Raw genomic sequence first — 14,044 nt, forward strand, 5'->3', positions numbered from 1 at the left:
CCTAAGCGTTGATACTGGGTAAGCAGAGGCGGAAATGCGTCCCTGTTGAATCTGTTCGTACGAGCGTTAAATCGCCATTTTGGGCAATGGCGAGTTCTTTTGATATTGATAGCCCCAAACCCGTACTCCCAGCCTCGCCGCGCGAAGCCGCGAAAGCCAAGAACAAATTCTTCTCTGCTCTCTCTGGTAAACCTGGGCCATTATCAACAATGTCAATATAGACAACTTCATCAGTTTCCTCTGAAGAAACGTGAATCCGCGATGTGGGTCGCCCTGCCATCGCCTGCGCCGCATTACGGAATAAATTATGTAAAATCCGGTATGTCTGATCAGGGTCGGCTATAATTTGCAGGTCAGATGGCACCTTGTTTTTAAAGTGAAGGCTTGGATATTGTGCCATCGTGTCGCCTGCGACTTCGCCCAAAAGGAAAGAAATGCGAATGGGCTCAACATCAGGGTCCGCCGTATCAGCGCGGCTATATGCCAAGACTTCTTCTGTCAGCCCTACACCTCGCTCAACGGTTCTAACAAGCTTCTCCCCCATATCGACCACCTTCTCATCTTTATGGGTGGTCAGTCGATCAGAAACTAAAAGGGCCGTTGAGAGAACATTCCGCAAGTCATGATTAATTTTCGCAACCGACAGGCCCAAGCCCGCAAGACGTTCTCTTTGCCGAAAGGCCGACCGTAGAGACTGTTTTAAATCATAAAATTCTCGCTCTAATTCGCCGAGCTCATCTTTACGGTGATTTGAACGTCCAATATTTTGTCGACGTTGGGGGTTTTCTCGGAAGGCTTGCATGCCGCGTAAGAGTTGCTGCAAAGGCCGAACAATCACCATTACCATAGCAAAATATATAAAGGCGCCTGTAATTATGGCGATAGCAAGTGACAGTAAAAAAATGCGTTCGGAATACTCCCAAAGCTCTGCCCGCATGGCCTGCCTTGGAATAATTAGCTCCATTTTTTCTTGGCCCTCAACGGGGGAATTAGCGATAACACGCAAGCGGTCTTCACCTGTGGCAAAGAAGTCTCCGAACGTATCGCGGAAAAGCGGTAATCGCTTTGGATGCCGCATATCGACTTCGATATAGTTCACAGTATTTGGCGGCATACCGAGTAACAAAGAAGTCATACCATCCTGCTTTGTTGCCAAGAGCTCAATATCTGTTTGCCGCATAAAGTCCCCCGAAAGAACTTCTGTAGCTTCATAATCAGGAACGCTTGTTAAAGCTTGATTTAATATTCCCGCCTGCTCGATGCGTTCCAGCAAACGGTTCTGCCGATAAAGCGCGGCCGAAGGGATGAATATGACAAGCTCCGCCAGCATGACAAAGCCAATCGTCATCATGAGGAGCTTCGCCGAAAGGCGGCGGGCTATATAGCCGTCAAACATTGTTTTGCGTTAGCCTGTTATCCGTAAATATAAAAGGGTACCATCATGCTACCCTGATACTCTTTAATAAGCTCAATGAAACTTTGCAAAAAAACCTGCCAATTTCTTTGTTTTCGGAGAAAACAGAGCGTCTGTGTACCAAGAGCCCGCAGCCCGCTTCACAATTTCTGACCGTGTCGGATAAGGCGAGATAAAAGCCGTGAGTCCACGAATTTTTATCCCATTGGCCATCGCAAGCGATATTAATTGAATGATGTCACCCGCGCCTTCACCAACACAAGAAGCCCCAAGAATTTTTCCTTTTGGCGTTGCCACAATTTTTAGGCCGCCTTGCGTATTCCGTTCCGCAATCGCTCGATCATTCTCATCAAAGGCCCAATGAACGACTTTCACATCGCCATGATCTTTGCGCGCTTGAGCCTCTGTTAATCCAATTGACCCTAACTCCGGTTCGGAATAAATCGCTGCAGGCATTCGGTCTGTCGTGGCTTTGGCAAGTAATCGCCCTAGGGCTGGCGGCATAAAATAGAAATTTTTGATCAAGGCACTCGCATGATGTCCTGCGGCATGTGTTAACCCGCCCATATCTTTGGCGACGTCCCCTGCAGCATATATCCGCTTATTACTTGTACGCAGGTCTGGGTCGACTTCTATACCACGCTTGTCATATTGAACATTTGCCGCTTCTAGATTTAATCCCGACACAGAGGGTTTACGACCCGCCGCGACCAAGAGGTGCGACCCTGACAAGATTTCACCGCTTTCAAGTTCAATTTCGACACCATTTTCTGATTTGCGCACTGCCTTGGTCGTGACTGGTGCGCGGAAGGTTACGCCTTCCTCTTCCAATGCCTTTACTAATACCTTTGCATGTTCCGGCTCGGATCGACCTAAAGGCTCGGATACATCAATAATCGTCACGTCACTTCCTAGGCGGCGAAAGGCTTGACCCAATTCAAGCCCAATTGGGCCAGCGCCGATGACGAGTAAATGTTTCGGCAGGCTATCCACCGTGAAAATGTTTTCGTTTGTTAAATACGGCGTTTCTGACAGTCCTGGGATTGGCGGCGCAGAAGCCCGCGAACCTGTGGCAATAACAAAGCGTTTCGCGATCACCTCTGTTGTATCTGATTCAATCGTTTTGGTATCCTTAAACCGCGCATATTCTCTTATGACAGTACAGCCTAGGCCTTCAAATCTTTCTTGGCTATCAACAGGGGCAATTGTCTCGATGACGCCTTTCACATGCGCTTTCACGGCTTCAAAGTCGACCTTGGGTTTGACAGGCTTGATGCCGAAGACTTTTCCCGCGGTCTGAGCATGTGCTGCTTTACCAGCCGCAATCATGGCCTTTGAAGGAACGCAACCCGTATTCAGGCAGTCCCCGCCCATATCTTCGGCTTCGAACAAGACCACAGACCGACCCAGCTGAGCCGCACCTGACGCAACAGACAGACCCGCAGAGCCAGCACCGATGACACAAATATCAACATTATAAAGTGTTTTAGTCATTTCAATTCTCTTATTTTATCGCAGGTTTTTTAAATAATTTCTTATAGAGAGTCGGCAATAACGCGACCAAAGCTAAAGCAAAAAAGGCAGGAAGGAAATTAGCGCCGGCCTCTTTGACTAAGGCCCCGACATTTGCCGTCTCGCCTGCTTCTGCAGCGGCTAATAACGTCCCCCGCAAGCCAGACCCAATTAAAGTATAGGCAATCGTTCCCGGAATAATGCCTAGGGCGGTTGATATAAAATAGTCGCGAAACTTCGCGCCCAAAATAGCAGGTGCAATATTGACGACAGCAAAAGGGAAAATAGGGATGAGCCTTAGAGTAAACATATAAGACAAAGCATTTTCATTAAAGCCTTTTTCCATCTTGGCGAGGAAAGGGCCGGCAATGGTTTTTAAGGTCGCGCCAATTGAAGACTTAGCCGCAAGGAATAAAATACAAGCCCCTATTGTAGCCCCTATAATTACGGCGGGCGCGCCAACAAACACACCAAACAAAAAACCGCCCCCAATAGTCAAAGCACTCGCAGGGACCATAAATGCTGTCGCTGCAACATAAATTCCTATGAAAGCAATCAGGACAAGCCAAAAATTATTCTCGACAAGAGTGTTCAAATACACTGCGTTTTCACCAAGCGCTTGTGGCGACAACTGATTTTGCCAACCTTGCGACAACGCCAAGGCAAGCCCGGCCAATATAATGTAAAGCGGCCAGAGCTTCACCCAGAGGGATGCGGGCTTGACTGCGACCTGTTGTTCTTCTGTCATTTTCCTACCTGTATTTATATTATGCCGTCTCGTCTTTCAGTCGAACAGGCAAGCCTTCTTTGTATAACGTCGTTACGAGCGAAAAGCCTCATTCAAATTTGTAGCGCTACATAAAGGGGCTTTTCTCATTTGGCTTCTCACAAGCGTTCACCTTTTTGTGTTAAACTGTTCAACGGGTATTCAAAGGAATGTGAGCCATGCCGACCGTTATATTGTCATTTATTCCCTGCTTTTCTCGAAAGGCTATGCTTGACAGCGCCCGCGCATCCTCTTATGGGACGCCTCTTGAATTCAGATGTTTACTGATATGGGCTTTAGGCCGTATGGATAACATCTATATTAGCCTTTTTTATGCTCCTTGGAGACTGAAATGAAACGTACATTCCAACCTTCTGTTTTGGTTCGCAAACGCCGCCACGGTTTCCGTTCGCGCATGGCTACCAAAGCGGGTCGTCAAATTCTTTCACGCCGTCGTGCAAAGGGCCGTAAGGTCCTTTCCGCATAAGCGTAACCTAGACGGTTCAGGCTCACCGTTTATGACGGGTGCCTCAAAAGAAATTTCAAAACTCGGCGTGCTGAAAAAGCGGGCCGAGTTTTTGTATGTCCGAAACGGAGTTTATCGCGCGCAAGGGGGGCTGGTTATTCAAATGCGCGCGAATCCTGAGCAATCAGGTCTCCGCGTTGGCTTCACTGCCACCAAAAAAATCGGTAATGCCGTTAGGCGAAATCGGGCCAAACGCCGTATGCGAGAGCTTGCCCGAGCTCTCTTACCGCAATATGGCCTTGCTGGGCATGACTATGTTTTCATCGCCCGCGACAACACAACCACACGAGAATGGACAGCTTTGCTTGACGACGCGCAAAAAGCCCTCATAACGCTTGGCAAACGCCATGGGCCTAAGAACCCTATGAATTCTATTATTAAAGACACGAAAAAAGCAGACAGATGAACGAACAAAGAAATTTCATCCTTGCCATGGTGCTCTCAGCACTGGTTTTGATCGGATATTGGGTGTTTTACCAAGGTCCCGCCGTTGAAAAAGCAAAAGCCAATGCAGAACAAGAAATGGCGCGCGCTAAAGCCGAGCAATCCCTTAATGGTACTGTATCAAACGAAGTCTCTTCGCCGATTAAGCTCCTGCCGCGTGAAAACCTTGTTGGACAAGGCACGCGTATCAAAATCGACTCGCCGAGTATTCGCGGTAGCTTTTTGACCACAGGCGCCCATTTGGATGATGTCACCCTAAAAAATTATGATGAAACATTAGATGCCGCGGATGGACAAGTCTCATTATTGTCTCCGGAAGGTTCTGAAAAAGCGGCATATATCACGGATAACTGGGTGAAGGCTGGATTAGGCACACAAGGGTTTGATACACCTTGGGCTGTGATTTCTGGCACAACCCTAACCCCTGAAACTCCTGTAACGCTTGGCTATACGGGCGATGGTTATGAAGTCCGCCGCACTATGAGCATTGATGATCGTTACCTCATCACTCTTGAGGATGTTGTCACCAATACATCAGGCAGCGAAATTGCCCTGCAGCGCAAAGGCGTCACACGTCAACACAGCTTACCCGATGACTTGACCAATTTCTTTATTATTCAAGAGGGCCCAATTTCCATCGTCGATAATGGCTATAGTGACATGAAATATAAAAGCCTGCGTAAAAAAGGTGACTGGACAGAAACAGGCACCTCTGGCTGGGTTGGTTTGACGGATAAATATTGGCTTTTGGCGGCCATCGCTCCGCAAGAGAAAACTATCACCGCAGAGCGCCGATTCAGAACCATAAATGATCAAGACGTATACGAAACATCCTATACATTAGCCGCCACAACGCTCACCGCTGGCGCGTCTATCACATCAAAGGGGTATATGTTCTCTGGCGCGAAAGATCGCGACGTATTGAAGACTTATGAGAAAGACCTTGGCATTGCCCAAATGGAACGGGCCATTGATTGGGGTTTTGTTGGCATTTTAGTGAAACCTATTTACTGGGCGCTGTCGCGCCTTGGCGAACTCTTTGGTAATTTTGGTATCGGTATCTTGGCGCTGACCTTAATTATTAAACTCTTCATGTTCCCGCTCTTTAATAAACAATATGAGAGTCAGGCAAAAATGAAAAAAGTTCAGCCTAAACTCAAGAAACTGCAAGAGCGCTACAAAGAAGACCGCGTAAAGCTACAACAAGAAATGATGGCGCTATATAAGCGTGAGGGAGCAAACCCTGTTGCAGGGTGTCTGCCCATTATTCCAACCATCTTTGTTTTCTTTGCGCTATATAAATCTGTCTTTATCAATATTGATATGCGCCACGCGCCATTTTTTGGCTGGATCCAAGATTTGTCCGCGAAAGACCCATTATCTATTCTAAACCTATTCGGCGCTCTACCGTGGAGCGGAGACCCATTTGGCATCGCTTTCCTCGCCATTGGGCCACTGGCCATTCTCTACGGTATTTCAATGAGCCTTATGTACACGCTCACCCCTCCAGCAGGGGGCGGAGAACAGGCCGAGATGATGCAAAAAATGATGAAGTGGATGCCTTGGATATTCATGTTTGTTTTGGCGCCATTCCCTGCAGGCCTTCTGCTTTACTGGGTTTGGAACAATGTTCTCTCATTCGGCCAACAATATTACATCACACGTAAGTTTAAGGTTGATACCCCAATTGATGCTTTCTTTAGAAAGCTTACAGGTAAGGCAGAACCTGAAGCGCCCAAATAGGCGCTTTGGTCAACCCCGTGACGGAGACACCCACATCTGAACATATGGCCCCTGAGGAAGAAATACTTTCTCAGGAAGATATTGAACGCGGCCGCCTTCTGTTTGCACGTGATGTCGATTTTATGCGTAGCGCGGTAAGCCTTGAAACCTTACCGCCGCCTGACCTGCCCGAAGTTTGTTTTGCAGGCCGGTCAAATGTAGGAAAGTCCTCTTTGATTAACGCCCTTACAAACCGTAAAGGTCTAGCGCGCGCCTCTAATACGCCGGGCCGTACACGAGAGCTGAATTACTTTAATGTTGATGGACGTCTATTTCTCGTGGATCTACCCGGATTTGGTTATGCCAAGGCCTCAAAATCAGACATTGCGCGCTGGCAAATTTTGACCAAGGCCTATTTACGGGGCCGTGCGGGTCTGCGCCGTGTCTTTTTATTGATAGATAGCCGCCACGGAATCAAACCTTCCGATATCGAAGTTATGGAAATGCTCGACGAAGCCGCTGTAACCTATCAATTGGTCCTGACCAAAACCGATAAGTTAAAAAAGGGCCAGTTAGAAAAAGTTTATAAGGCCACGCAAAAACGAATTAAAAAACGCCCTGCCGCCTATCCAAATGTGATGAAAACAAGTTCTGAGAAAAAAGACGGGCTTGATTCATTACGGGCTGAAATTGCTGACTTGGCGCTGCCAGAGAATTTGGCTAAGAAGTGAGCCTTATGAAACGCCGCGCCAATGAAAACAGCTGGAATACTGCACAAGTCCTTTCAGAAGCCTTGCCGTTTATCCAGCGCCATGCCGAACGCACAATTGTCGTAAAATTTGGTGGCAATGCGATGGGCGATGAAGAGCTAACCCAACAATTTGCAAATGATATTGTGTTGCTGCGCCAATGCGGCCTGCGCCCTGTTGTCGTCCATGGCGGCGGGCCACAAATTGGGTCCATGCTTAAGCGCCTTGATATCAAGTCAGAATTTGTTGACGGGCTTCGCGTAACAGACATGGAAACTGTTGGTGTAGCAGAAATGGTTCTCTCGGGTGCCATTAACAAATCTATTGTCGCAGCTATCAATCAAGCCGGCGGACGCGCCGTCGGATTTTCTGGACGTGATGCAGGATTAATAACGGCCGAAGCCGTTAATGCTGACCTTGGCTTTACAGGGCACCCTATCGCCGTTGACCCGCTTGTTATTCATACATTAGCAAATGCGCGACCCGGTTTTATTCCTGTTATTTCGCCTATCAGCGGCGGCAAGAATGGTGAAAGCTTTAATGTCAATGCTGACACTGCCGCTGGCGTCATTGCCGGAGCTCTGAATGCCGCGCGGTTGATGCTGTTAACTGATATTGAAGGCGTGATGGATGCGAATAAGAACCTTCTGACAGATTTGTCTATCAGGGATGCTCGCGGCTTAATCGAAGACGGAACAGCCAATGGCGGTATGATTCCAAAACTAAATACGGCGATTGACGCCATTGAAGATGGTGTGGAAGCCGTTGTCATTTTAGACGGAAGGCGCGCGCATGGGCTTTTGGTTGAACTCTTTACCGATATGGGTGCAGGGACATTAATTAGATGAGAAAACAGGTCACATTAGCCTTAACACTCGCTTTTGCATTGAGTGGTTTTCCTGCCACAGCTTCTGCCCAAACGTCCGAAACAGACACAAATTCCGTCGAAATCATTAATCCCGCCAACACGGCATCGTGGAATATTTGCAATGAAACCTCTTTCATTCTCCGCCTTGCCCACGCCACCCTTCGAGATGGTCAAATCAAAGCCAAAGGGTGGCGCGAAGCCCAGCCCGGTCAGTGTATAGTAGAGACCATCGTCGAAAATGCTCCACGCTTTTTATATGCGGAAAGCAGCCCCATCCATCGCGGCGGCATTCGGGAATGGAAAGGCGAAGCCACTCTATGCGCCAAAGATACGGATTTTGAATCCGCCGCGACAGATAATTGCCGCGTTCAAAATCTAGAAACACGGCCATATTTTGCTGTTAAGCCCGGCGAGGACACAACAACATTAATCGAACCCGCCGATTTTGGTGAGAACGCCCTAACCGCAGGTACACAAAGGTTACTGCGCGATGCAGGGTATAAAATTACTGCGATAGACGGCATGCCAGGGCGCCGTACTGCAAGGTCTCTACGCGAATTTCAAAAGAAAGAGGCGTTGGATGATTTACCCGAGGGCGAGGCCTTAATTTCCGCTTTGGCTATCTCCGCGGCAGCCAAAACTAAAGAGATCGGATTAGAATTTTGTAATAAGAGCGACAGCCGCATTTATACGGCCATTGGCTTGCAAGAGGACGGAAACTGGACCTCGCGAGGGTGGTGGGAGCTAGCGCCCGAAAGCTGTGTCAGACCCGTCACGGAAGACTTAAAAGGCCTAGACGTTCACTATTATGCTTTGAAAGAATCTCTGCCGGGGCCTGCCAATGACGTTACGGCTATTCTGACAGGTACAGGGGATGCGGCCATTAATGAAAGAGCCGATCTGAAACTTCGTTCCATCGCCACCATTCCTGCACAGTTCTGTATTGCAGAAGCACAGTTCTCGGCTCTGGGGCGCGAAATGTGTCTGGAAAGCGGATATGGCGTAGCCAATTTTCGCCCGTTACCAACGGATAAAGAAAGCCTGACAATTTCGCTCACAAATGAAGATTTTGCCCAATCTGGCCCCGCAGGATTGCGGCAATAAACCCTCTTTTATCTCTGGCTGGTCTTGCGCCTTGCCCCTCACGGCTTGCCCGTCTAAGCGAAGCTTATGCCTGATACATCCCACTTTGATTCCTCGGACCTTGCCCATATCCGCCATTGGATATTCGATCTCGACAACACGCTTTACCGCGCAGATGCCAAGTTCTTTGGTCAAATTGACACCAAGATTACGAACTATATTTCGCGATATTTAGCGCTGCACGCTACGGAAGCGCATGCCTTACAAAAATCTTATCTCGCTGAATATGGAACATCACTCTCAGGTTTGATGGCCGTGCATGGAATGGACCCTGCCGAATTTCTTGATTATGTCCATGATGTTGATTTAACCGTGCTGAAACCTGACCCAGACTTACGTAAACATATTGAGGCTTTGCCCGGGAAAAAATGGATATTCACAAATGGATCCAGAGGCCATGCACGAAATATAGCAGGACACTTGAATCTCTGGGACCTCTTTGACGGAAGCTTTGGCATTGAAGATGCCGATTATATCCCCAAACCGAAACGCTCTCCTTTCATCAAATTTTGTGATGTATTTGATATCGACCCAAAACAGGCTATTTTTTTCGAAGATAGTGTTCGAAATTTAGAAGTCCCGAAACATATGGGCATGAAAACGGCATTAGTCACATCCGATGAAGACTGGGGCGATGAACCAGAGATTACGCGGCCCGCAGGGAGTACGACACGAGCTGACTGGGTAGATTACACGATTAATGACCTGACTGGCTGGCTTGGTAATCTAACAGTCTAGCTCTAAAAACTGTGGGGCTTGGTTGAAAAACCTATATGTCCTCTTACATTATAATTATGAGCGATAAAACGAAGTCAGCTATTGCCTTGAACTTAAACGCTGTGAACTGCCCGAAATGCAGCACACGTCAGCCGCGTTTTCGCTTTCCCTTAAATATGCGTCAATTTCTCTTTGGCGGATGGACGTGTGCGCGTTGTCAGACTGAGATGGATAAGTTTGGGCGTCCTATTTTTTAATGCTCCATTTTCCTCAGGTTTTTAGCATTTTCTTTAACCCTTCGCGCTAAGGTTATTTTTCAGACATAGCGTGGTCGAGCACGGCACCCATCCCTCTAAATTTACCCAACCTTCATTATATTCTTTAGCGTCGTTTTAGAGTTTTCACTTTATTTCAGGACTGTAATTAGCAATTTTGGGAGGCGGCTATGGGCCCTTCTAGTAATTTGCCAATCATGCCTTATCCGGCGTTCCAAATCGGTCGCTACGAGGCAGTGGCAACAGAAATCGTCGACACAACAAAAGCCATTAATGCGGCGCAAAACACATCGACTATATCCGAAGATTCAAACGCACGGTCAGAGCCAACGCGATTAGCCGTTATGGATAATATTAGTTCGGCCGGAGCGGTAGACAGCCAAGAGGCAGTTTCAAATGCGCCTTCTATAGCTTTAACGCAGAGTTTGGAACAGACGACGCTTAAGGGTGATAAAACCCTCGATATTTATACGTAAACTATCAAGCGCTAAGGCCTAATCACAATGCGAACACAGTCACACCTCGTATCTATACGGGGTAGTGTCTTGACCTATACAGCCGGGGCTCTTATCTGCACACCATGACTATTCGCCCCATATTGACGGTTCCAAACCCAATTTTGAAACAGATATCCAAACCTGTAGAGGCCGTGACCGATGAGATTCGGGCGCTAATGGATGACATGCTTGAAACCATGTATGCTGCACCTGGAATTGGTTTGGCGGCCGTGCAAATCGGAGAGCCAATTAATGTCATCGTTATGGATCTCGCCCGTGAAGGCGAAGCCCCGCAGCCACGTTATTTTGTAAACCCTGAAATTCTGGAAGATGTCGAAACCGTACAGCCTTATGATGAAGGCTGTTTATCTATTCCCGATGTCTATGAAACTGTTGAGCGTCCGGAACGCGTTAAAATTACCTATTTAGATTATAATGGCGAACGCGTGACAGAATGGGCGGAAGGGCTCTATGCAGTCTGTATTCAACATGAAATGGATCATTTAAAAGGCATAGTTTTTCTTGACCATCTGTCCCGCCTGAAACGTCAACGGGCCATTAAAAAAGTAGTCAAAGCCGAAAAGCTAAAAGCGGCTTCTTAAAGGCGCAAAGAATGAGCTTAAATGTTGTTTTTATGGGAACGCCAGAATTTGCTGTTCCCTCTTTGGCTGAACTCGTGTCAAATGGGTATAATGTTGTTCGGGTATATACCCAACCGCCCCGCAAATCTGGACGCGGACAAAAGCTTACTAAATCCCCTGTCCATCAATTTGCCGAACTTATGGGGCTTGTGGTTGAAACACCTGAGAGCTTCCGAAAACCCTCCGTCATAGATGATTTAGAAGCCCTGAACGCTGATGTGGCCTGTGTGGTCGCTTATGGACAGATTCTCCCGCAGCGCGCGCTAGAAGCAACTGAATTTGGCTGTTTAAACCTTCATGCCTCTCTCTTACCGCGTTGGCGCGGCGCGGCCCCCGTACAGCGGGCTATCATGTCTGGCGACAAACAAACGGGCGTACAAATTCAACAAATGGAAAAAGGGTTAGATACTGGCGATATCTTACTCTCTGAGACAGTTGATATTTTGGATACAGACACCGCGGCGAGCCTATTCGAGCGCTTGTCACATATTGGAGCGGGCATGTGGCCGCGCTGCCTCGCAGCTTTGTCTCGCGGTGGTCTTTCAAGAACCCCGCAAACTGGTGAAGCCTGCTACGCCCATAAAATTGATAAGTCAGAATCCAGAATCGATTGGACGAAAACCGCTCAAGACCTAGACTGTCACATTCGCGGTCTCGCGCCTTTTCCAGGAGCGTGGTGCGAAATCAATGGACAGCGCCTAAAGATACATATGGCATCAGTCGTCAATGCCGATGGTAAAGTAGGTGAGGTTTTGGATGAAGCTTTGCTCGTTGCTTGTGGCGCGGGGGCGTTACGTTTGACCGAAGTACAACCCGCTGGTAAACCAAAAATGAGCGCTGAGGATTATCTACGCGGAAGCCCGCTTGGCATAGGTACTATTCTCTCATGAAAATACGCCGCGTCGAACTTGCCGATTTTGATGCTATAGCCACGCTCACAAACAAAGCTTTTGGCAGTACATCTGAGGCAGAAATCATAGCCCGCTTACGGCGTGACAATGATGATGCCGGCGCTTGGGTTGCAGAACAAAATTCTAAAATCATGGGACATATTCAGCTCTATAAAATTGACCTAGAAGGACAAAGTGTTATTGGGCTTGGCCCCATTTGCGTACACCCTGACAGTCAAAATAAAGGCATTGGGAAAGCGCTGGTAAAACACGCTATCAAAGCCCTTAAGGCCCAAGACATATACCCGCTTTTGTTCGTGTTAGGGCATGAAACCTATTATCCACGGTTTGGGTTTTCCTCAGCCCTTGGGGCGAAATTTGAAGCCCCTTGGTCAGGGCCTTCTTTTATGGCATTGGCGCTTCGGCCTGCTCATTCACAATGTGGGCGCCTTATATTTCCAAAAGCCTTTGGGTAGAAAGCTCCGTTACAATGCCGCGTTATAAGCTCACAATTGAATATGATGGCGCCCCCTATCAAGGGTGGCAATGGCAAGATCACGGCCCGTCAGTGCAGGGCGCCGTAGAGGCGGCAGGCAGCAAGCTAAACTCCGCGCCTGTAACCGTCTATGGCTCTGGCCGGACGGATAGCGGCGTTCATGCGCTTGGCCAAATTGCCCATATGGATTTGGACAAAGATATTCGACAAGATAAAGTCCGCGACGCCCTTAACTTCCACCTTGGTCAACACCCCATCAGTATCTTAGACGCAGAGTTAGTCGATAATGAATGGCATGCGAGATTTGACGCCATTGAACGGCGGTACCTGTATCGTATTCTTGACCGCCGTCCACGCCTCGCATTGGACAGAGGCCGTGTTTGGCGCCTGCCCGTTAAACTTGATGTCGATGCCATGCAGGACGCGGCCAATGTGTTAATCGGAAAACATGACTTTTCGACATTCCGTGACACACAGTGTCAGGCAAAAAGCCCGGTAAAGACACTTGATGAAATATTGGTCCTGCGTGCAGGGGCAGAAGTACATTGCCATTTTCGAGCGCGGTCATTCCTTCATAAACAGGTACGAAGTCTTGTCGGTTCCTTAGCAGAAGTCGGTATGGGCAAATGGGATGCCGAAGATATGCAAGCGGCTTTGGAGTCCCGAGATCGACGTGAATGCGGCCCTGTTGCACCGCCTGATGGGCTTTATCTTACGCAGGTTATATACCCTGAAAACTTAGAAAGCTTAGAAGGCTGAACAAAAATAAGCCTTTAAATGAAATAAGAAAGCCCCGTGAGTAAGAGGCTTAACCCTGTCACGGCAATTATACACCCTGTCAAAACGGCCCCGTTCCAATCAAAGCCAACGATACGTTTGGCCAGCCGAATATCTATAAAAAGCAATCCCATAAATGCGGCAAAGAAGACACCATTTGCGGCCATAAAGGGAAAAATCTCTAAAAGATAAAGTCCGAATCCTAAAGCAGAGACCCACGCCAAAAAGAATACACTCCAATGGCGAACGATGACCCAAGGTCGCAGTCTATCTTGCTTATCAAAGACCATAACCATCATATAGGCGACGGCTGAAAAGCTCAGTAAATAAACTAAGCCTAGTGTTATGATAACGGGGGTATTCACTGCCACTTCGACATTCCCTAATGCCGTAGACCGCCCTTTAGCAACAGATAGAGACATAATATAAAAGGCGGGTAAGATAAGTATTTGCGCGGCAAAAGACACGCGTAATGCCTGCTTCGATAAGTCAAAGAAGCGCTCCCAGTTCGGAATACGGCCAACAGCCGCCATACAGCCTTTTAAATAAGATATGGGGTTCATATGTTGATTGCCCTTAAAATATTAGGGTTTCGTCTTCAGACTCT

16 protein-coding genes are annotated in these 14,044 nt (G+C 47.9%); 12 read left to right on the forward strand and 4 right to left on the reverse strand.

The features are described from left to right. Nucleotide 1: 1 nt before the first annotated feature. The 3 genes from DES40_RS10085 to DES40_RS10095 all read right to left on the reverse strand — a co-directional run bounded on the left by DES40_RS10085 (nucleotide 2) and on the right by DES40_RS10095 (nucleotide 3,674). Nucleotides 2–1,396 (reverse strand): sensor histidine kinase, encoded by a 1,395-nt coding sequence (locus DES40_RS10085; protein ID WP_121101586.1) that lies wholly within the window; start codon nucleotides 1,394–1,396, stop codon nucleotides 2–4. A 72-nt stretch (nucleotides 1,397–1,468) separates the two neighbouring features. Beyond that, nucleotides 1,469–2,908 carry a dihydrolipoyl dehydrogenase family protein gene (locus DES40_RS10090; RefSeq protein ID WP_121101589.1) on the reverse strand — a complete coding sequence of 480 codons (1,440 nt, stop codon included), beginning with the start codon at nucleotides 2,906–2,908 and terminating at the stop codon, nucleotides 1,469–1,471. Nucleotides 2,909–2,918: 10 nt separating this feature from the next. Beyond that, on the reverse strand, nucleotides 2,919–3,674 hold the full coding sequence (locus tag DES40_RS10095) for a TVP38/TMEM64 family protein (protein ID WP_121101592.1): 756 nt from the start codon (nucleotides 3,672–3,674) through the stop codon (nucleotides 2,919–2,921). Between the two features lie 370 nt (nucleotides 3,675–4,044). On the opposite strand from DES40_RS10095, the gene rpmH reads away from it, so the two are divergent. From rpmH to truA, 12 genes are all read left to right on the forward strand, one after another. Continuing rightward, nucleotides 4,045–4,179 carry a 50S ribosomal protein L34 gene (gene rpmH, locus DES40_RS10100; RefSeq protein WP_121101595.1) on the forward strand — a complete coding sequence of 45 codons (135 nt, stop codon included), beginning with the start codon at nucleotides 4,045–4,047 and terminating at the stop codon, nucleotides 4,177–4,179. Nucleotides 4,180–4,210: 31 nt separating this feature from the next. Then, nucleotides 4,211–4,624, forward strand: coding sequence for a ribonuclease P protein component (gene rnpA / locus DES40_RS10105; protein WP_121101598.1), 414 nt, complete (start codon nucleotides 4,211–4,213; stop codon nucleotides 4,622–4,624). Continuing rightward, complete coding sequence (gene yidC, locus DES40_RS10110) at nucleotides 4,621–6,405, forward strand: membrane protein insertase YidC (RefSeq protein ID WP_121101601.1); 1,785 nt, start codon at nucleotides 4,621–4,623, stop codon at nucleotides 6,403–6,405. The genes rnpA and yidC overlap by 4 nt, the downstream gene beginning before the upstream one ends. Before the next feature lie 44 nt (nucleotides 6,406–6,449). Then, nucleotides 6,450–7,115: a ribosome biogenesis GTP-binding protein YihA/YsxC gene (gene yihA, locus DES40_RS10115; protein WP_121102912.1), complete on the forward strand. Its 666-nt coding sequence runs from the start codon at nucleotides 6,450–6,452 to the stop codon at nucleotides 7,113–7,115. A gap of 5 nt (nucleotides 7,116–7,120) precedes the next feature. Further along, the gene (gene argB / locus DES40_RS10120; protein WP_121101604.1) at nucleotides 7,121–7,981 is read left to right on the forward strand and encodes an acetylglutamate kinase; all 861 of its coding nucleotides are present in this window, start codon (nucleotides 7,121–7,123) and stop codon (nucleotides 7,979–7,981) included. Beyond that, nucleotides 7,978–9,105 (forward strand): DUF1036 domain-containing protein, encoded by a 1,128-nt coding sequence (locus DES40_RS10125; protein ID WP_121101606.1) that lies wholly within the window; start codon nucleotides 7,978–7,980, stop codon nucleotides 9,103–9,105. Before argB ends, DES40_RS10125 begins: the two co-directional genes overlap by 4 nt. Nucleotides 9,106–9,171: 66 nt before the next feature. Next, entirely contained in the window at nucleotides 9,172–9,882 is a 711-nt protein-coding gene (locus DES40_RS10130; RefSeq protein WP_121101609.1) for a pyrimidine 5'-nucleotidase, read from the forward strand. A gap of 424 nt (nucleotides 9,883–10,306) precedes the next feature. Then, nucleotides 10,307–10,612 carry a hypothetical protein gene (locus DES40_RS10135; RefSeq protein WP_121101612.1) on the forward strand — a complete coding sequence of 102 codons (306 nt, stop codon included), beginning with the start codon at nucleotides 10,307–10,309 and terminating at the stop codon, nucleotides 10,610–10,612. A gap of 104 nt (nucleotides 10,613–10,716) precedes the next feature. After that, nucleotides 10,717–11,235 carry a peptide deformylase gene (gene def, locus DES40_RS10140; protein WP_121101615.1) on the forward strand — a complete coding sequence of 173 codons (519 nt, stop codon included), beginning with the start codon at nucleotides 10,717–10,719 and terminating at the stop codon, nucleotides 11,233–11,235. 11 nt (nucleotides 11,236–11,246) lie between these two features. Beyond that, entirely contained in the window at nucleotides 11,247–12,164 is a 918-nt protein-coding gene (fmt, locus tag DES40_RS10145) for a methionyl-tRNA formyltransferase (RefSeq protein ID WP_121101618.1), read from the forward strand. Continuing rightward, the gene (locus tag DES40_RS10150) at nucleotides 12,161–12,640 is read left to right on the forward strand and encodes a GNAT family N-acetyltransferase (protein WP_121101621.1); all 480 of its coding nucleotides are present in this window, start codon (nucleotides 12,161–12,163) and stop codon (nucleotides 12,638–12,640) included. Before fmt ends, DES40_RS10150 begins: the two co-directional genes overlap by 4 nt. 14 nt (nucleotides 12,641–12,654) lie before the next feature. Further along, on the forward strand, nucleotides 12,655–13,419 hold the full coding sequence (gene truA / locus DES40_RS10155) for a tRNA pseudouridine(38-40) synthase TruA (protein ID WP_121102914.1): 765 nt from the start codon (nucleotides 12,655–12,657) through the stop codon (nucleotides 13,417–13,419). A gap of 14 nt (nucleotides 13,420–13,433) precedes the next feature. On the opposite strand, the gene DES40_RS10160 is transcribed toward truA, so the two are convergent. Continuing rightward, nucleotides 13,434–14,000 (reverse strand): hypothetical protein, encoded by a 567-nt coding sequence (locus DES40_RS10160; RefSeq protein WP_121101624.1) that lies wholly within the window; start codon nucleotides 13,998–14,000, stop codon nucleotides 13,434–13,436. Between the last annotated feature and the right edge of the window lie 44 nt (nucleotides 14,001–14,044).

It is taken from the genome of Litorimonas taeanensis (assembly GCF_003634015.1).
In the GTDB taxonomy this organism is placed as follows: Bacteria; Pseudomonadota; Alphaproteobacteria; order Caulobacterales; family Maricaulaceae; genus Litorimonas; species Litorimonas taeanensis.

Bases quoted from the DNA above. Each gene is read 5' to 3' on its own strand.
- yihA (WP_121102912.1), top strand. From the start codon at position 6,450: ATGGCCCCTGAGGAAGAAATACTTTCTCAGGAAGATATTGAACGCGGC.
- truA (WP_121102914.1), top strand. From the start codon at position 12,655: ATGCCGCGTTATAAGCTCACAATTGAATATGATGGCGCCCCCTATCAA.
- DES40_RS10150 (WP_121101621.1), top strand. From the start codon at position 12,161: ATGAAAATACGCCGCGTCGAACTTGCCGATTTTGATGCTATAGCCACG.
- rnpA (WP_121101598.1), top strand. From the start codon at position 4,211: ATGACGGGTGCCTCAAAAGAAATTTCAAAACTCGGCGTGCTGAAAAAG.
- DES40_RS10085 (WP_121101586.1), bottom strand. From the start codon at position 1,396: ATGTTTGACGGCTATATAGCCCGCCGCCTTTCGGCGAAGCTCCTCATG.
- yidC (WP_121101601.1), top strand. From the start codon at position 4,621: ATGAACGAACAAAGAAATTTCATCCTTGCCATGGTGCTCTCAGCACTG.
- DES40_RS10135 (WP_121101612.1), top strand. From the start codon at position 10,307: ATGGGCCCTTCTAGTAATTTGCCAATCATGCCTTATCCGGCGTTCCAA.
- DES40_RS10090 (WP_121101589.1), bottom strand. From the start codon at position 2,908: ATGACTAAAACACTTTATAATGTTGATATTTGTGTCATCGGTGCTGGC.
- DES40_RS10130 (WP_121101609.1), top strand. From the start codon at position 9,172: ATGCCTGATACATCCCACTTTGATTCCTCGGACCTTGCCCATATCCGC.
- argB (WP_121101604.1), top strand. From the start codon at position 7,121: ATGAAACGCCGCGCCAATGAAAACAGCTGGAATACTGCACAAGTCCTT.
- DES40_RS10095 (WP_121101592.1), bottom strand. From the start codon at position 3,674: ATGACAGAAGAACAACAGGTCGCAGTCAAGCCCGCATCCCTCTGGGTG.
- def (WP_121101615.1), top strand. From the start codon at position 10,717: ATGACTATTCGCCCCATATTGACGGTTCCAAACCCAATTTTGAAACAG.
- DES40_RS10125 (WP_121101606.1), top strand. From the start codon at position 7,978: ATGAGAAAACAGGTCACATTAGCCTTAACACTCGCTTTTGCATTGAGT.
- rpmH (WP_121101595.1), top strand. From the start codon at position 4,045: ATGAAACGTACATTCCAACCTTCTGTTTTGGTTCGCAAACGCCGCCAC.
- fmt (WP_121101618.1), top strand. From the start codon at position 11,247: ATGAGCTTAAATGTTGTTTTTATGGGAACGCCAGAATTTGCTGTTCCC.
- DES40_RS10160 (WP_121101624.1), bottom strand. From the start codon at position 14,000: ATGAACCCCATATCTTATTTAAAAGGCTGTATGGCGGCTGTTGGCCGT.